Below are 17,995 nucleotides of genomic sequence, written 5' to 3'. Positions count from 1 at the left end.
AATACGCACGGGATGACTCTGTGCGTCTCGCTTCCCTGGAGCCTCCGCGTCGAGCCACTTCGGGGTGAAGTCCTATGATTACGAGTTCAGTCTTTTATCCGTTGGAGTAACCGACGTCTGAGGCATGGCGAAACAGAAGCGTTCAGCGCTTTTGCAATCGAGCCATGCGACAGCACGGCCAAGTATACCTCGGCCCCGCATTCCATCCTGCTTTTGTCCATCACGCGCTTCACGGCGCGAGAGCGATTTCCCATGCGTTTTTTCCAACGAGGATCAAGATGACCATCACCGTCTACAGCAAGCCAGCTTGCGTTCAATGCACCGCGACCACCCGCGCGCTCGATCGTCAGGGTCTCGACTACACGATCGTCGATGTCTCCACTGACGAGCAAGCTTATGAGCACGTGCTCGGTCTCGGCTATCGCCAGGTACCAGTTGTGATTGCCGGGGAGATGCACTGGGCGGGCTTTCGGCCGGACATGATCAGCACGCTTGCATCGTGACGCAGAGCATGACGGGGGAGGTCGTCTACTTCTCGACCCGCTCGGAAAACACACATCGCTTTGTGAGCAAGCTCGAGACCCCGGCCCGCCGTATTCCGATCAGCGCTGCTGAACCTCTCCATGTTCACAACCCGTTCGTCCTCATCGTTCCGACCTATAGCGGCGAGAACGGCAAGGGCGCGGTTCCCAAACAGGTCATTCGCTTCCTCAACGATGCGAATAATCGAGCAAATCTTCGCGGCGTGATTGCTGCGGGCAACAGCAATTTCGGCGCAACCTTCGGGATCGCCGGCGACATCATCTCCGCCAAATGCGGTGTGCCGTATCTCTATCGCTTCGAACTGATGGGAACGGGAGAGGACGTCGTCAATGTCAGACAGGGATTGGAACGATTTTGGACACGTTGACACTCGAGAGGCCCCTGAAGCAATCGGACGCGACCGTGCTGGATTACCACGCGCTGAACGCGATGCTGAACCTCTATGATGAGGATGGCCGGATTCAGTTGGACAAGGACAGGCTGGCTGCACGCCAGTACTTTCTTCAGCACGTAAACCAGAACACGGTGTTCTTTCACAATCTGCGCGAAAAGCTCGATTATCTTTTGAGTGAAGGCTATTACGAGCAGACAGTGCTGGACCAGTATGCCTTCAACTTCGTCCGCGATCTTTTCGATCATGCCTATGCGAAGAAATTCCGCTTCCCGACATTCCTCGGGGCGTTCAAATACTACACGTCCTATACGCTGAAAACCTTTGACGGAAAACGATACCTGGAGCGGTATGAAGACCGCGTCTGCATTGTGGCGCTGGCGCTGGCACGGGGCGACGAAAAGCTGGCCCGTGACCTTGTGGATGAGATGATCTCCGGCCGCTTTCAACCGGCCACTCCAACCTTTTTGAATGCGGGCAAGAAGCAGCGCGGCGAACTGGTTTCCTGCTTCCTGCTGCGCATGGAAGACAATATGGAGTCGATCGCCCGTGGCATCAACTCTGCACTGCAGCTCTCGAAGCGCGGCGGCGGCGTGGCCCTTTCGCTGACCAATCTTCGCGAAAGCGGCGCACCGATCAAACAGATCGAAAACCAGTCCTCCGGCGTCATCCCGGTAATGAAACTGTTGGAGGATTCCTTTTCCTACGCAAACCAGCTTGGCGCGCGCCAGGGTGCCGGCGCCGTCTATCTCAACGCCCATCACCCGGACATCATGCGCTTCCTCGACACCAAGCGCGAAAATGCCGACGAAAAAATCCGCATCAAGACGCTGTCGCTCGGCGTCGTCGTTCCGGATATCACCTTCGAACTCGCCAAGAACAATGAGGATATGTACCTCTTCTCACCCTACGATGTGGAACGCATCTATGGCGTCGCCTTCAGCGAGATATCGGTAACGGAAAAGTACCGCGAGATGGTCGCCGATAGCCGTATCCGCAAAAAGAAGATCAAGGCGCGCGAGTTCTTTCAGGTGCTGGCCGAGATCCAGTTCGAAAGCGGCTATCCCTACATCATGTTCGAGGACACGGTGAACCGCGAGAACCCGATTGCCGGGCGCATCACCATGAGCAATCTCTGCTCGGAAATTCTTCAGGTCAGTGAACCCAGCACCTATGAGGCCGACCTGTCCTATGAAACGACCGGCAAGGACATTTCCTGCAACCTCGGCTCGCTTAACATCGCAGCGGCGATGGATTCGAATGATTTCGGCAGGACGGTTGAGACCGCGATCCACGCTTTGACAGCCGTTTCCGATATGAGCCATATCGCCTCCGTGCCATCTGTTGCCAAGGGCAACGCCGAAAGCCACGCAATCGGCCTCGGCCAGATGAACCTGCATGGCTATCTCGCGCGCGAGCGGATTTTCTATGGCTCCGAAGAAGGCGTGGATTTCACCAATATCTATTTCTACACGGTGACCTATCACGCGCTGAGAGCTTCCAATCGCCTGGCGGTAGAGCGTGGCCAGCGCTTCAAGGGCTTTGAACAGTCCAAATATGCGAGCGGCGACTACTTCGATAAATACACGCAAAAGGAATGGAAGCCGTCAACGGCGCGCGTTACCGATCTGTTCGAAAAAGCCGGTATTCACATCCCGACACAGGAAGACTGGCTGAAACTGAAGCAGGCTGTGATGGAGGGCGGGCTGTACAATCAGAACCTCCAGGCGGTGCCGCCGACCGGCTCGATTTCCTATATCAATCACTCGACCTCCTCCATCCACCCGATCGTCTCGAAAATCGAAATCCGCAAGGAAGGCAAGATCGGCCGGGTCTATTATCCGGCTGCCTTCATGACCAACGACAATCTCGAATACTATCAGGATGCCTACGAGATCGGACCTGAGAAGATCATCGATACCTATGCCGCAGCCACGCAGCATGTGGACCAGGGATTGTCGCTGACTCTGTTCTTCCGCGACACCGCCACGACACGGGATATCAACCGCGCCCAGATCTATGCCTGGAAGAAGGGCATCAAGACGATCTACTACATCCGCCTTCGCCAAATGGCGCTGACCGGCACGGAAGTGCAAGGTTGCGTCTCCTGCGCCCTCTGATCATTCGGTAGCAACCATGAACATCCAACTGAAGACCACGGCGCCAAAGGCTGCCACCGCCATTCGCGCGATCAACTGGAACCGCCTTGAGGACGACAAGGACCTCGAGGTGTGGAACAGACTGACAGGCAATTTCTGGCTACCGGAAAAGGTACCACTCTCCAACGACATCCCCTCCTGGGCAACGCTGAAGGCCGAAGAGCAGCAATTGACGATCCGCGTCTTCACCGGACTGACACTGCTCGACACGATCCAGAACGGCGTCGGGTCAGTCCGCCTGATGGAAGATGTGGCGACGCCGCATGAAGAGGCGGTGCTTTCCAACATCTCCTTCATGGAGGCCGTGCATGCCCGCTCCTATTCGTCGATTTTCTCTACGCTGTGCTCCACGCCGGATGTGGACGATGCTTATCGATGGTCGGAAGAAAACGAGTTCCTCCAGCGCAAATCGTCCCTGATCCTGGAGCAATATGCCTCTGACGATCCATTGAAGAAAAAGGTGGCGTCGGTCTTCCTCGAAAGCTTCCTGTTCTATTCGGGCTTTTATCTGCCGATGTACTGGTCTAGCCGTGCCAAGCTCACCAATACGGCAGACATGATCCGCCTCATCATTCGCGACGAGGCGGTACACGGCTACTATATCGGCTACAAATTCCAGCGCGCACTCGAACGTTTGCCAGAGGCGGCGCGCCAGGAGATCAAGGATTTCGCCTTTGACCTGCTCCTGGAGCTTTATGACAACGAAGCGCGATACACCGAGGCGCTTTACGATGGCGTCGGCCTGACTGAGGACGTCAAGAAGTTCCTTCATTACAATGCTAACAAGGCACTGATGAACCTCGGTTATGAGGCACTGTTTCCCGCCGAGGCCTGCAAGGTCAATCCCGCCATCCTTTCGGCGCTGTCCCCAAATGCCGATGAGAACCACGACTTCTTCTCCGGCTCCGGCTCATCCTATGTCATCGGCAAGGCGGTCGCCACTGAGGATGAGGACTGGGATTTTTAGAACCACTCGCATCCGATGTCTTGTGGTTCGGGTCTTCCGGTCTCTCAACGCTCGCTCACGATCGTTGGGGAAAGTTCTGAATTAAGGCAGGCTTCGTGAAGTGTCTGCGGGGCCATTCAGCCCCGCAATACTTACGCGCGATCAACGGGCCTGCGTCCATTCCGGCAACCAGTCGCGGTGGGCGACGAGAAGATCGTCCACCAAAGACCATATCTGGTCGAGATCGAGCTCGGCTGCCGTATGCGGATCCATCATCGCTGCGTGATAGATATGCTCGCGGTTCTCGCTCATCATCGCCCGGACCGTCAGTTCCTGGACGTTGATGTTGGTGCGCATCAGCGCCGTCAGTTGCGGTGGCAGTTCGCCGATGAAGGTGGGCTGCACGCCGTTATGATCGACGAGGCAAGGTACTTCCGCCGCGCAATTGTAGGGCAGCGAGGTGATGCAGCCATTGTTGCGCTGGTTGCCATAGATCACCGAGGGTTCGCCGGTCCACACCGAGTTGATGATGGAGGAGGCATATTCCTTCGATTGCTTGACTTCGATCTTGTCCGCCGAGCGATAAGCATCCGCCTCGCCCTTCCAGCGTTCGATCTGCTCGATGCAGCGCTTTGGATATTCATCGAGCGGAATGCCGAACTTCTCGATCAGGTCTTCGCGGCCTTCCTTGATGAAATAGGGCGTGTATTCGGCGAAGTGCTCTGAGCTTTCGGTGACGAAGTAACCGAGCCGCGTCAGCATCTCGTAGCGGACCTTGTTAGGGCAACGCGGGTTCCAGCCGGGCTTTGGCGCACGGCCTTCACGGTAGCCACGCACGAGATCCGGATAAAGGTTCTTGTAGCTGCCATCCGGCTGGCGGTGTTCGAATTCAAGGAAGAACGCCATGTGGTTGATGCCGGCGGAGCGATAGCGGATTTCCTCATAGGGAATATCGAGATCGTGGGCCAGTTCCATCGCCGTACCCTGAACGGAGTGGCAGAGACCGACCTGGCGGATCGTCGGATACTTTTCCGCAATCGCCCAGGTGTTGATCGCCATCGGGTTCACATATTGCAGCATGATGGCATTGGGGCAGACCGCCAGCATGTCCTCGCAGATTTTCCACAGGTGCGGCACGGTGCGCAGACCGCGCATGATGCCGCCGACGCCGAGCGTATCGGCAATCGTCTGGCGCAGGCCGTATTTGCGCGGCACTTCGAAGTCGGTGACGGTGCATGGCTCATAGCCGCCGATCTGGAAAGCGACCACGACGAAATCCGCGTCCGTCAGCGCCTTTCGCTGATCGGTAAAGGTTTCCGCCTTGGCGCTGACGCCGAGCGTCGAGATCAGCTTGTTGACGACGATGGCGCTCTCGTCCAGCCGCTGCTGGTTGATGTCCATCAGCGCAATGCGGGCGCCGGACAAAGCGGGGCGCTGCAACACGTCGCCGATGATATTTTTCATGAACACCGTGGACCCTGCCCCGATGAAAGCGATCTTGGGATTTCTTGTCATTTCTCTCTCCACTCTCGGAAATTATGCGATTTCGAACGCAGCCCGGACCAGCCGCTGCGTGTATTCGGTCTTGGGATTGGACAGCACCTCTTCGACGGACCCCTGCTCCACGATATGCCCGCGCTGCATGACGATGACACGGTGGCAAAGAGCCCGGACGACCTTCAGGTCGTGCGAGATGAAGAGGTAGCTCAAGCCCTTCTCATCTTGCAGCTTGCGCAACAGATCGATGATCTGCGCTTGCACGGAGAGGTCGAGCGCCGATGTCGGTTCGTCCAGCAGCAGGAACTCGGGCTCCAGCGCGATCGCGCGTGCGATCGCAATGCGTTGGCGTTGCCCACCGGAAAACTCATGCGGAAAGCGATTGGTGACATTGTCGGGAAGCCCCGCATCTCTGAGAGCCGCGCGCACGCGATCCAGCCGCTCGGCACTGTTGGCGCCGATATTGTTGACGACTAAGCCCTCACCGATGATCTGGCCCACCGTCATGCGCGGATTGAGCGAGGAAAACGGATCCTGAAACACCACCTGCATGCGTGAACGTAAGGGACGCATGGCATCGCGATCCTTGTTGTGGATCGGCTGCTTGTCGAAGACAATTTCTCCGCCCTCATTGCCGATCAGTCGCGTCAGCACCTGCCCGAAGGTGGTCTTGCCCGATCCGGATTCGCCGACGAGCCCCAGCGTTTCATGCCGCCTGAGTTCGAGCGACAGGCCGTCCACCGCAACGAGGTCGTGGAACACCGGACGGAAAAAACCGCCGCTACGCAGGCCGAACGACACGCGAACATTCTTGCCTTCGAGCAGAATGGGTTGGTTGTCCGACAGTGGCTTGGCACGACCCCGCGGCTCTGAGCCGAGAAGATGGCGGGTATAAGGATGCTGTGGCGCCTCGAAAAGTGCGGCAGTGGTATTGTGTTCCTGCAGCAGACCCTTCTGCATCACATAGACATAGTCGGAGAACCGCCGCACCACCGTCAGATCATGCGTGATGAGGACGACGGCCATGCCGTGCTTGCGCTGCAAATCGCGCAGCAGATTAAGGATCTGCGCCTGCACGGTCACATCGAGCGCGGTCGTCGGCTCATCGGCAATCAGCAGGTCCGGATTGTTGGCAAGCGCCATGGCAATCATCACACGCTGGCGCTGACCGCCGGAGAGCTGGTGCGGATACTGATCGATCCTGAGTTCCGGATCAGGGATGCGCACTTCGGCCAGAAGTGCGATGGCCTGTTTGCGTGCCTCCGACTTGCTGACCCGACGATGCGCCCGGATGGCTTCTGCAATCTGCGTGCCAACAGAGTAAAGCGGATTGAGCGAACTCATCGGCTCCTGGAAGATCATCGAAATCCGGCTGCCGCGCAGCAGACGCCGTTTCTCGCGCGAATATTTCAGAATGTCTTCGCCGCGAAATTTTACCCGCGTATTTGGACTGACGGTGGCGCGCTTGGACAAGAGCCCCATGACCAGACGCGCCGTGACCGATTTCCCCGAGCCGGATTCGCCGACGATGGCAATCGTCTCACCGCGGTAAAGCTGAAAGGAGATGTCTTGCACGGCCGCGACTTCGCCATGCTCGGTTTTGAAGTTGACGCCGGCGTGGCGAACATCGAGAAGCGGTTCGTCGGTATGAAGCGCTGCATCGAGACGAAGTTCAGGGATGAGATTTTGTGTCATCGTGATCTCTTTCTCGGCTCAATAGGGATCGATGGCATCGCGCAGACCATCGCCCAGCGCGTTGAAGGCAAAGACCGTGACCAGCACGAAGCCGACGGGCGCGAGGATCCAAGGGTAAGACCCGATGACCGAATAATTCGCCGTATCCTGAAGCATCAAACCCCAGGAGATCAGCGGCGGCTTCACCGCAAAGCCGAGGAAGCCAAGGAAGGATTCCAGAAGCACGATCGTCGGAATGTTCAGCGTCACCGCCACGATCACATGGCTCATCACATTCGGAAAAATATGCTGGAAGATGATGCGCCGGTCGGTGGCCCCGATCGCAATCGCCGCCTTCACATATTCGATACGGGCAAGTGCCAGCGTCTTGCCGCGCACTTCTCGCGACATCTGCGCCCACCCAAGCGCCGACATGACGACGATGACGAAGCCAAGGAAGACATTGGTCGGGGCAGTGACCGGGATCAGCGATGTCAGCGCCAGATAAAGCGGCAGTTGCGGAAAGGCGAGCACGAGCTCGACGAAGCGCTGCGCCCATGTGTCGAAGGCACCACCGAGATAGCCAGAGACCATGCCCACGGTCGTGCCGATCGCGGTGACGATGGTGACGACGGTCAAAGCAATCATCAGCGAGATGCGAGAGCCGTAGATCGCACGGGAGAGAATGTCTCGGCCGAGCTTGTCCGTGCCAAGGAAGTGAACCGGCTTGCCATCCGTCGAGCCGAAGAAGTGGATCGTGGACGGAATGATGCCGAAGAGCTTGTACTCGAAGCCGGTCACAAAGAAGCCCAGTATCCGCGGGTTCTCATAGTCCGGCCCGCTGATAGGCTGGAACGTAATGGGATCGAGCTTTTCGGAATCGACCATCGGATAGACCCGGGGCATGACCAGATTGCCTTCCTGGTCATGGATCGAAATCGATTCCGGCGGCATGAAGGAATCTTCCGACAGCATCGGATCGACAGGGGCTAAGAAGCCCGCGAAGACCGCCATGATGAGAAGAGCGCAGACGAGCACGAGGCCGAGCATGCCGGTGAAGGACCGTCGAAAGCGGCGCCAAACCAGAGCCTGGTAGCTTTCGTTGCCTGCTGGTGCAGTCGTTACAGTCGGCTCGATTGTGGTTTCGGCTGGAACCAACATGGTCACGCTCCTCCCAGTCTGACACGTGGATCAAGGGCTGCCAGCAGCATATCGGCGATGATGTTGCCGATGATCAGCGTGGCGGCCAGCACGAGCATGAAGGTTGCCGTCACGTAGACGTCGCCCACATGCATGGAGCCAACAATGGCAGGTCCGACGGTCGGCAGCGCGAAGATGATCGCCACCTCGATTTCGCCGGTCAGCATGTAGGGCAGAACCACGCCCTGATACATGATGAGCGGATGCAGCGCATTGGGCACGGCGTGGCGCATGACGACCGCGCTCTCACGCAGGCCCTTGGCTCGCGCCGTCTCGATATATTGCGCGTTCAGCGTATCGAGCAGATTGCCGCGCATGACGCGCATATTGTAGGCGAGCCCGCCAAAGGTGGCGATGGCGACCACCGGCCAGACATGCTTCACCAGATCGACGAACTTGTCCCAGGACCAGGGCGCGCCGCCATAACGGGGCGAGAAGAAGTTGCCGATTTCGCTGATGTTGAAATGGAAGACCAGGAGATAGACCATGATTAGCGCCATCAGAAAACGTGGAATGGTCATGCCGAGGAAGGCGATGCCGGAGAGGATCGTATCGACCCAACTATATTGGCGCGTGGCGGCGAGGATGCCGAAGGTGATACCGAGGATGGACGCGAAGATATGGCAGACCAGCGCGAGGATCAGCGTTCGCGGCAGACGTTCGGCAACGATCTCACCCACGGGCCGGTTATAAAACATGCTGTAACCGAAGTCGCCCTTCGCCGCCATGTTCCAGATCCAGTTGAAATACTGGATGACCAGAGGCTTATCGAGACCATGAGCGACGGCATAGGCCTTTGCCTGAGCATCCGCCTGCTCGAAGGACGCGCCTCCGAGATTCATGAGCTGCGACCGGATATAATCTGCATAGTTGCCGGGCGGCGCCTGGATGATCGCGAATGTCACGATGCTCAGGATCAGAAGCAACGGAATTGCGGACAGAAGGCGGGTAACCAGAAACCTCAACATAAGAACTTCTCCTCAGAGGGACGGTGGCGGTTCCCGACCTCTCGGCCTCAAACCGCCACCTCTTGGGTTCCACGCCCCGCCTGATGCCGCGGGACGCAGAGCCGGGAGATACGCTTACTTCTGCGGACCTTCGCCACCGGGCTTGCCGGGCAACGTGTCCTTGAAGAGCTGGTAGTCACCCTGATCGGCTGCCGGAACATAGAGACGTTCGCGGATGATCGAGTCTTCGGCCCAGTTGAACATGTAGATCGGCGTCCCGTTCGGCACGTTCTTGAAGCGCTTGTTGATGATCAGAGCACCGGGATATTCCACAAGACCGACCGTGTTGACGTTGGTGGTGTAGATTTTCTGATACTGCTTGATCAGCTCGGCCTGCTCCTTCGGGTCGCTCGAAATGACGAACTTGTTGATCGTATCAGCAAGCTCCCTCTCGAATGGCATCAGATCGAGTTCATTCTTGTTGTTGGCGCGGTGGAACCAGCTGGTGCGCGGGCCGGTGGGAGCGAGCTGCGGCGTGTTCTGCACGACGGAAGCAAGTTCCGCCTGGGTGCGGTGAAGCGACCAATCGAACTTACCACCGAAGTTTGCCGCATCGCGATCCTTGCTGGCCTGAGCGTTCAGCACCACACGGATGCCAAGCTTCTGCATCTGCGCGATGACGCCTTCGGCAAGGCTTTTGTCGGTCGTGTAGTCGTTGCTGACGAGCATCGAGATTTCGACATCCCTACCGCCGGCGGTGCCTGCCGGGAAGTTGACGATGCCGTTGCCATCGGTGTCCTTCAGACCGGCCGCAGCAAGCTCCTTCTTGGCGCCTTCGAGATCGAAGGGATAGTAGAAGGTCGACTGACGATCGTAGAAGTTCGAGCCGGAGAGAATACCACCGGCATAGGTCGCGACGAACGGACCCTTGACGAGGGAATCGCCCAGTTCCTTGCGGTTGGTCGCCATGGTGATGGCGCGACGGAAATGCTCGTTACGGTTCAGCTCGCGAATGGCTTGCTGGCGGGCATCCGGATCGCCCCAGCCGTTGGCGGAGAAGTTCATCTCGATATTGTAGCCGATCAGACGCGGTCCGAAGGCCAATCTCGCAGGAGCGTCCTTCTGAGCGGAGCGCTTCAGCGACTCCACGAAGTTTTCCGGCTGCTCCAAGTTGGAAATGTCGCCGGAACCCGCAACCGCCTGAACGTCACGGTCGGCCCAGGTCGAAAGCTTGTAGTGTGTTTCGTCCAGATAAGGCAGCTGGTTGCCCTTTTCGTCGACCTTCCAGTAGTAGGGATTGCGACGCATGACGATGATGTCATCCGGGCGGTACTCGACCGGAACCCACGCGCCCATGACCGGGAAGTTCATGTAGCTCGGCGGGAACGCGTTCTTGTACTGGTCGTAGGTGTTCTTCGAATACTTCGGATGCTGCGGCTTCAGCACATGGGCGGGACCGGGGCAGAAGGTGCCATAGGCCATGTTGTAGATGAACTGCTTGGGAAACGCGTCCTTAAAGGTCCATTCGATCGTGTATTTGTCGATGGCTTTCAGCGTCGTGCCTGCGCCGAAGGTTTCCTGGGTCGCACCATTCAGCGGCGAGACGTTCGGGTCGAGGACGTTGTCGTCCCAGTAGAACATCACATCGTCCGAGGTGAAATCCTGCCCATCGGACCACTTCGCACCCTCGATAAGCTTCATGGTCAGCTTATGGCCGTCCTTGGACCACTCCCAGCTTTTGGCAAGGTTCGGAAGCGGCTGGAGGTCTTCGGCTTTGACCTGGAAGAGCGGGCCGGTGCGCGTCAGGCACTCGAAGAGACCGATATCGATGCCGCCCCAGCCCTGGTTCTGACCGGCCCAGTAATTCCAGCCCTCCGGACGACCGCCGATGACATGGCGCAGCGTGTCGCCGTAAACGCCCACGCCATCCGGCATGTTTCCGGTCTTGTAGACCATCGGCTCCTTCGGCAGGCGATCCTTGACCGGAGGCAGCTTCTTCTGGTCGACGAACTGCTTCGTTACCCATTCTGGCTCATGATATTCCGGTAGTGCTTTGTACTCGAGGATGGCCGAGCCATCCACATATTGCACTTTGGTCTGCGCCGGGAAATCCGGCGGCTGCGGCACGACGGTCAGTTCCGACGCCATGGCGCCGTATGCCAAGGCGGACACGCCAACTAGAAGGGCGGCCGTTTTCACAAGATGTTGGTTTGTCATCCTCACTCCCCTTTTTTTGAACAACGGAGTATACCCGTCATCGCTCGTTCAACCGGGCCTCCCGCCCGGTCTTATCGACAGCCCTCCTCAGGGCCGCCTTGATCTCTCTGCTTCGATCAGCTCGCCTGCTTGATGGCCCGCAGCTCTTCGATGGAGCGAACGGCGCGACGCGCTGACCCTTCCCATTCGCGGGTCTTGACCGTTGCGTTCTTCAAGCGCTCGCGCGCCGCTGGAACGGCATCGGCATATTGGGGCAGCCACTGAGCCTGCGCCACCACCATTTCGTCGACCATCTGCCAAACCTCTTCCGGCGTGGACACCGCGCCCACCAGCGGGTCATGCAGAACCGCAAGCTTCAAGAGGTCGATATCGCCGGTCACCGCCGCGTGCACCGACATGCGTTGAACATTGATCGATGCCATACAGGTCGCCGCACAGGCTTCCGGCAGGGTGATCCCCGAGACCATGTTGATGCCGAAACGATTGACGAAGCCGGGCGATTCGATGATCGCATCCGAAGGCAGATTGCTGATGACTCCATTGTTCTTGACGTTGAAGTGGCCGCGATAGACCCGTCCGGTTTCCAGCGCTTCCAGAATATGGCTGGCGTGTTCATTCGAACGCTCGGCCGGATCGATCGGCTTATCGGCTGCTGCCAGGAACTGTGGGAATTCGGTTTCGAACCAGTTTCGCGTTTCCGTCGAATAACGGAGGTAACCGCCGGTCTCGCCATGGATCCAATCCGACATGTCGATCCAGCGGGAGATTTCTTCCGGCCGCTTGCGATACCAGGGCAGATATTCGGACAGATGCCCGTTGCTTTCGGTGGAATAGACACCAAAGCGCTTCAAGACGTCGATGCGAAGCTTTTCCTGCTGCGAGAAGACCGGATGGGCTTCAAATGCGGCAATCAGCTCGTCCTTGCCGATCTTGCGGCCATTGAGGCGCAGATCGACGAACCATGTCTGATGGTTGATGCCCGAGCAAATGTAGTCGAGATCGGAAAGGGATGTCGCGCCGAGAACTTCGGCGATCTGTTCAGCGCCATGCTGAACCCCATGGCAAAGACCCACAGTATCGACCTTGCCATATTCGATGGCCGCCCATGTGTTCATTGCCATCGGGTTTGCGTAGTTGAGGAACTTCGCATTCGGAGCGGCTACTTCGCGGATGTCGCGGCAGAAATCCAGAATAACCGGGATATTGCGCTGGCCATAGAGAATGCCGCCCGCGCAGATCGTATCGCCGACACACTGGTCGATACCATATTTCAGCGGAATGCGGATATCCTCGGCATAGGCTTCCAGACCGCCGACGCGCACGCAGCTGATGATGTACTTGGCACCTTCCAGGGCGCGCTTACGATCCGTGTGTGCAGTGACCTTGACCTTCAAGCCGTTGGCTTCAACGATCTTGTCGAGAATGGCCTTGATCATATCGAGATTGTGCTGGCTGATATCCGTCAGCGCCACCTCGATATCGTGAAATTCCGGTACGCACAAAACATCGGTAAAGAGCTTTTTTGTGAAGCCGACGCTCCCCGCCCCGATTATAGCGATTTTGAAACTCATAACGCCACCTCTTTTTCGAATAGAAAGGGCAAAACGGGCCGAAGGACTTTTGCGTCACAAAAACTCCGCTGACTCTCCAATACATTGAAAAATCAGAGATATTGACGTTACCTTTATAAAGAATCCTGCTGGCTGTCTCCTCTGCGGGCGATTATGCGTATAAAGTTGGCCAATGCCAGAGAAGGATTATGCTTTAATGGGTAATTTTGTGCTACAGGATTTAATCGACCAAGGCCCTTGCATGCGTGCCGTATCCCTGCCGCGAGGGCGCCAGACGCTTCACACAATGCCCACGAGTAGCGGCTATGAAATCCGTCATGGCGGCAACTACGATTGGGACGGAAGAAAGCGCGGGCAGACGCCATTCACGGTCCTGCAACATTGTATCAGCGGTGCCGGCAATCTGCGCTATGAAAATCGTCATTACGTCGTCAAGCCCGGCGAAACTCTGCTGGTCCTCGTTCCTCACAATCATCGTTATTGGCTGGACCATGACCAGGAGTGGGAGTTTTTCTGGATTTCCATGAACGGTGAAGAAGCCTTGCGCATCCACCGCAACATTCTCGCAGTGACGGGACCGATCCTTAAACTTCAGCCGCAGACCATCGATCACTTGGCGGAGTGCTGTTCCCGCCTCGTCAACGGTGCCGAAACGCCAGGCGCCGCCTCCGCAGCCGCCTATGAAGCCGCCATGACACTTTACGACGATGTCTTCGGCTCTCACGCCTCCTTCGGCGGCGAGTACCGTACCATGCAGCAGGTGCTGAGCTACATCGACGGACATTTAAACGAGCGCTTGTCGGTCAACGATCTGGCTGCTGTGGCTGGGCTTAGCCGCGCGCATTTCTCACGAATCTTCACCGCCAATGAAGGCGTTCCGCCGGCAGAATTCGTATTGCAGCGGCGACTTCGCCGTGCGGCAAAGCTTCTGACCACGGCGGCAAACATACCGATCAAGGAAGTTTCAGTTCTCTGCGGCTTTGACGACCCGAACTACTTCTCAAAGGTGTTCCGCAGGCTTTACGGCACCAATCCGAGCGAATTTCGCACCAGCGGCATGTATCCGAGCGCGCCACAAAATTAGAGCTTCGCATTAAACAAGGAGAAGATCTCAACTTGGGAGCCGTCCAAGTGACTCGCCTGAACCTCGACAGGCGCCTGCTTTTGGATGTGGAACATCCAGTTCAATTCAAGCATCCTTTCGACAGAAAACAGTTATGAAGCATTAACTTCGATCGTAAGACTGGGCTTTACTCTTCTGCGTTAACAGTCTCACCATAAACGATCAACATGCGGATAGTGAGATGAGCGACAGCTTTGCAAATGCACGGACTGTAGAACAGGCGCGATACCATGCCCTGGCCAGAACTTGGCCGGCTCTGTACATCGCACTCTGCGCTGACATTGTTGCCGTGGCCTTCGTTTATTCCGCTGAAGCGCCCTGGTGGGCGTGGGGCACTCTACCGGCGGTGCTGGTGCCGAAGTCGCTGATCTGGGCTTATCTCTGGTATCGCAAGCGCGACGTTATTCCGCCATCGGAGGAATGCACGCGAGCTGTCCGAATTCTCGGCATCGAAATCACCGTCTGGATGGCATTGATTGTCGCCTGGCAGGTGTGGCTTTCCCATTGGGGAACGGGTGAGTCCCTGCTGCTCTTGGCGCTTTGCATGGGCGGACAGATGGTCTTCCTGCTGTTTGGTCTCCTGCACCTGCGCACCTCCTCCATTCTGTCGGCCACATTTTGTGTTCTCGGCATGCTCTATATCGGCGCCCATTCAGGCTCTACGCTGATCGGCATCGTCGTTCTTCTGGTCGGCGGCGTTGCGGGTCTCGCCTATGTCGCTCAGGGCTATTATCGCGACTTCACCAGTCTTGTCTCGTCGCGGCTCTCGATAGAGGCCAAGACACGGGAAATCGAGGCGCTCAGCGACGACAACTTCCGCATTGCCAATACCGACATGCTGACCGAAATCGGCAACAGACGCCGCTTCTTCCGTGATCTGGAACAGGCCCTCGATCACGCGCGCAAAGCAGACAAACCGCTGGCGCTTGCCATTGTGGATCTCGACGGATTCAAAGCCATTAACGACAGCAACGGCCACCTCGTCGGAGACCGGCTGCTAAAAGCCATGGCGCAACGCTTGCAGGACATCCTGTCGTCTCATGCCGAGGTTTATCGACTGGGCGGCGACGAGTTTGCCTTCTTTATGCGCGGTGAAAGCGATCGTGAAAGACTGGTCAGCCTTGGGGACGGATTGATCGAGGCTGTGAAAGCGCCGATCTTCGTCGATGATCTGCGCTTGTCACTCGGTTGCTCAGTTGGATTTTCCACCTTCCCGCAGGCTGGAACGACAGCCACGGAACTCTATGACAGGGCCGACTACGCGCTCTTTCACGCGAAGAAGACCGGTAAGCAGCAAACCGTTCTGTTCAGTTCCGAACACGAGGAAACAGTGCGCGAAGCGGCCTTGATCGAGCGCAGCCTGCGCGCGGCAGACCTCGAACAGGAATTGTTCCTAACCTTCCAGCCGATCGTCGATTCCGGTCGCAATGAGACCATCCTGCTCGAATGCCTTGCCCGCTGGCAAAATCCGGCCCTCGGTCTCGTCTCACCCGCGCGGTTCATTCCGGTCGCGGAGCAGTCTGGTCTGATCTCTACCTTAACCCCAATCTTGCTGCGCAAGGCCTTGGACGCGGTGCGGAACTGGCCGGACACGGTCGGGATTTCCTTCAATCTTTCTGGTCACGACATCACCGCTCCGGATAAAATCCTTGGTCTCATCTCGATCCTGGAGGAGAGCGGCGTATCTGCGCGCAGGGTCGAGTTCGAGGTGACGGAAACCGCCTTGATGATGAATCTGGACCAGGCCATCGCCAGCCTCAATGCACTCAAAGCCACAGGCGCCCGCATCTCCCTTGATGACTTCGGAACCGGCTATTCGAGTCTCAGCCAAATCCAGCGCCTGCCGCTGGACAAGATCAAGGTCGATGCCAGCTTCGTTCGCGACCTGATCGACAGTGAGGCCAGTCAGAAGATCGTCCGGTCGGTCAGCTCGCTATCGCGCGATTTGTCTCTCGATTGTGTCGTCGAAGGCGTGGAGACGGAAGATCAGCTCAATATGCTGACCGATATGGGCTGCAACCTGATCCAAGGCTACATCTACTCGCGCCCGCTGAAAGCCATCGATGTTCAGCCCTTCCTGGACCAGCAGATCCGCACGGAGGCTGCGGCCGTCGCCTGACGGAGCCGCAGCATGGTTTAGCTCATGGAGCGTTAGTTCCGCGGTGCGTTGTTCTCGTCCGGTCGGGGAGACGGCAACGGAACATCAGCGGCAGCGGCTTCATCCTGCCAGGTCGTAATGCGATGGACGATGCCAGGTATCTCGTCATTGAGATAGCTCGGCTGGCCTGGGAGGCCCATTGGATACATGGCCTCACGCGATGCTTCATACTTGACGCTTTGATTGGTGCAAAGCCGCACCCTCATATCTTCCGGCTTCACCTCAGGCCTGTTCGCGATCGACTCCACAGTGCCGAAGCTCGGGGAAAGTCGTCCGTCGAAGCCCTCGTCCAGATATTTTGCAGATCGTTCGTTGCGCTCGCGCTCGGTGGTCGCGCCCAGCACCACGACCATGAGGCGGCGGTTGTCGCGCTTTGCCACGCCGACGAAGTTGCGTCCAGACGCGCACAGAAAACCGGTCTTGAGACCGGTCGTGCCGCGGTAGCGGGTCAGGAGCAAATTGTTGGACGGGATTTCCTTGCCGTTGATCGATACGGCAGAGACCTGGAAGAAGTTCTGGAACTGCGGAAACCGCTGCTCGATGGCAAGCCCCAGGATCGCGAGATCGCGTGCGGTGGTATAATTGTTCTTATCGAACAGCCCGTTTGGATTGGAAAAATGCGTCCCCGTCATGCCGAGACGCTTGGCCGCATCGTTCATCTTCTCGACGAAGGGTGCCTCACCGTGACCGACCCTCTCCGCAACGGCCATCGCAACATCGTTGGCGGAAGCAACGATCATGGCATAAAGAGCGTCCTCCAATGTCATGGCCTGGCCTTGAGAGAGACCGGACTCCAGAAACGCTTCACTGACGGATTTCTTCGTCATGGTGACAGGCGTCGACAGCGAAATCTCACCAGCACGCAGCGCCTCGAAGGTGAGAAACGCCGTCATCAACTTGGTTGTCGATGCGGGATACCAGGGAACCCCGGCATCTTCCTGAACAAGTACCTGATGGGTATCGGCATCCAGAACGAGGACGGGCGTGGCCTTCACGGACATTGGCACCATCATCAATGATGCCAAGCAAACGGAGCCAATCAGTCTTTTCATCTCAATGCTAATCCAGTGTTGTGGAAAAGCGGCTCCCTTAGCAGGTAAACGATGCGGATGCCACATGAGCGCGCATGACAATCACGTAGGCTGCTATGCAAGAAGAACACATCACTGACTGGGCTTGGAAAATTTGGAGCGGGCGAAGGGATTTGAACCCTCGACCCCAACCTTGGCAAGGTTGTGCTCTACCCCTGAGCTACACCCGCTCAAAGTCCGACGGTTCGGGGTAGATCGCTGAACCGCGGGCCGCCGTGTTGCGGCAACGGGCGCTATATCGCTCAACCGACTTTCAAATGCAAGAGATAAATGCAGGGAGAGTGCGATATATCTTTTCCCAGCACGCGACCAATGGCTTACGGCGCAAGCGCGCAATGCGCCATCGTGTATGGTTAAATGGCAGGATAAACTCTGATAGAGAGAGATTTGGAGCGGGCGAAGGGATTTGAACCCTCGACCCCAACCTTGGCAAGGTTGTGCTCTACCCCTGAGCTACACCCGCTCAAAAATCCAACGG

The 17,995-nt window shown here is 57.4% G+C and carries 13 protein-coding genes and 2 tRNA genes; 6 read left to right on the top strand and 9 right to left on the bottom strand.

Translation table 11 applies throughout. The features are described from left to right. The first annotated feature begins 278 nt into the window (after positions 1 to 278). The 4 genes from nrdH to nrdF are packed head-to-tail and all read left to right on the top strand — an operon-like array spanning position 279 to position 4,060. Positions 279 to 503 (top strand): glutaredoxin-like protein NrdH, encoded by a 225-nt coding sequence (nrdH, locus tag QE408_RS05450; RefSeq protein ID WP_062600318.1) that lies wholly within the window; start codon positions 279 to 281, stop codon positions 501 to 503. Between the two features lie 8 nt (positions 504 to 511). Next, positions 512 to 910, top strand: coding sequence for a class Ib ribonucleoside-diphosphate reductase assembly flavoprotein NrdI (gene nrdI / locus QE408_RS05445; RefSeq protein WP_306930213.1), 399 nt, complete (start codon positions 512 to 514; stop codon positions 908 to 910). Beyond that, positions 898 to 3,054, top strand: coding sequence for a class 1b ribonucleoside-diphosphate reductase subunit alpha (gene nrdE, locus QE408_RS05440; RefSeq protein WP_306929179.1), 2,157 nt, complete (start codon positions 898 to 900; stop codon positions 3,052 to 3,054). The genes nrdI and nrdE overlap by 13 nt, the downstream gene beginning before the upstream one ends. A 16-nt stretch (positions 3,055 to 3,070) precedes the next feature. Beyond that, on the top strand, positions 3,071 to 4,060 hold the full coding sequence (gene nrdF, locus QE408_RS05435; RefSeq protein ID WP_306929177.1) for a class 1b ribonucleoside-diphosphate reductase subunit beta: 990 nt from the start codon (positions 3,071 to 3,073) through the stop codon (positions 4,058 to 4,060). A 141-nt stretch (positions 4,061 to 4,201) separates the two neighbouring features. Here nrdF and QE408_RS05430 read toward each other — a convergent pair whose 3' ends face one another. The 6 genes from QE408_RS05430 to QE408_RS05405 form a co-directional block, all read right to left on the bottom strand. Further along, the gene (locus QE408_RS05430) at positions 4,202 to 5,554 is read right to left on the bottom strand and encodes an alpha-glucosidase/alpha-galactosidase (RefSeq protein ID WP_306929175.1); all 1,353 of its coding nucleotides are present in this window, start codon (positions 5,552 to 5,554) and stop codon (positions 4,202 to 4,204) included. A 21-nt stretch (positions 5,555 to 5,575) separates the two neighbouring features. Then, on the bottom strand, positions 5,576 to 7,231 hold the full coding sequence (locus tag QE408_RS05425) for an ABC transporter ATP-binding protein (RefSeq protein WP_306929173.1): 1,656 nt from the start codon (positions 7,229 to 7,231) through the stop codon (positions 5,576 to 5,578). 18 nt (positions 7,232 to 7,249) lie between these two features. Continuing rightward, a complete protein-coding gene (locus QE408_RS05420) occupies positions 7,250 to 8,371 on the bottom strand; it encodes an ABC transporter permease (protein WP_306929171.1) in 1,122 nt (373 codons plus the stop codon). 2 nt (positions 8,372 to 8,373) lie between these two features. After that, positions 8,374 to 9,378, bottom strand: a complete 1,005-nt coding sequence (locus QE408_RS05415) for an ABC transporter permease (RefSeq protein ID WP_306929169.1) — start codon at positions 9,376 to 9,378, stop codon at positions 8,374 to 8,376. A 114-nt stretch (positions 9,379 to 9,492) separates the two neighbouring features. Continuing rightward, positions 9,493 to 11,574, bottom strand: coding sequence for an ABC transporter substrate-binding protein (locus tag QE408_RS05410; RefSeq protein ID WP_306929167.1), 2,082 nt, complete (start codon positions 11,572 to 11,574; stop codon positions 9,493 to 9,495). A 116-nt stretch (positions 11,575 to 11,690) separates the two neighbouring features. After that, positions 11,691 to 13,145, bottom strand: coding sequence for an alpha-glucosidase/alpha-galactosidase (locus tag QE408_RS05405; RefSeq protein ID WP_306929165.1), 1,455 nt, complete (start codon positions 13,143 to 13,145; stop codon positions 11,691 to 11,693). A 196-nt stretch (positions 13,146 to 13,341) separates the two neighbouring features. Between QE408_RS05405 and QE408_RS05400 the strand changes: the two genes are divergently transcribed. Together QE408_RS05400 and QE408_RS05395 are read left to right on the top strand one after the other, a co-directional pair. Further along, positions 13,342 to 14,229 carry an AraC family transcriptional regulator gene (locus tag QE408_RS05400; RefSeq protein ID WP_306929164.1) on the top strand — a complete coding sequence of 296 codons (888 nt, stop codon included), beginning with the start codon at positions 13,342 to 13,344 and terminating at the stop codon, positions 14,227 to 14,229. Between the two features lie 220 nt (positions 14,230 to 14,449). Further along, complete coding sequence (locus QE408_RS05395; protein ID WP_306929160.1) at positions 14,450 to 16,387, top strand: putative bifunctional diguanylate cyclase/phosphodiesterase; 1,938 nt, start codon at positions 14,450 to 14,452, stop codon at positions 16,385 to 16,387. Between the two features lie 32 nt (positions 16,388 to 16,419). Here QE408_RS05395 and QE408_RS05390 read toward each other — a convergent pair whose 3' ends face one another. The 3 genes from QE408_RS05390 to QE408_RS05380 all read right to left on the bottom strand — a co-directional run bounded on the left by QE408_RS05390 (position 16,420) and on the right by QE408_RS05380 (position 17,980). Continuing rightward, entirely contained in the window at positions 16,420 to 17,427 is a 1,008-nt protein-coding gene (locus QE408_RS05390) for a D-alanyl-D-alanine carboxypeptidase family protein (protein ID WP_306929158.1), read from the bottom strand. A gap of 185 nt (positions 17,428 to 17,612) precedes the next feature. Further along, a tRNA-Gly gene (locus QE408_RS05385) sits at positions 17,613 to 17,687 on the bottom strand. 218 nt (positions 17,688 to 17,905) lie between these two features. Then, positions 17,906 to 17,980, bottom strand: a tRNA-Gly gene (locus tag QE408_RS05380). Positions 17,981 to 17,995 lie beyond the last annotated feature (15 nt).

This window comes from Agrobacterium larrymoorei (genome assembly GCF_030819275.1).
Lineage (GTDB): Bacteria > Pseudomonadota > Alphaproteobacteria > Rhizobiales > Rhizobiaceae > Agrobacterium > Agrobacterium larrymoorei_B.
Note: the sequence above shows the minus strand (reverse complement) of the source record. Positions and strands in the feature narration are given on the sequence as shown.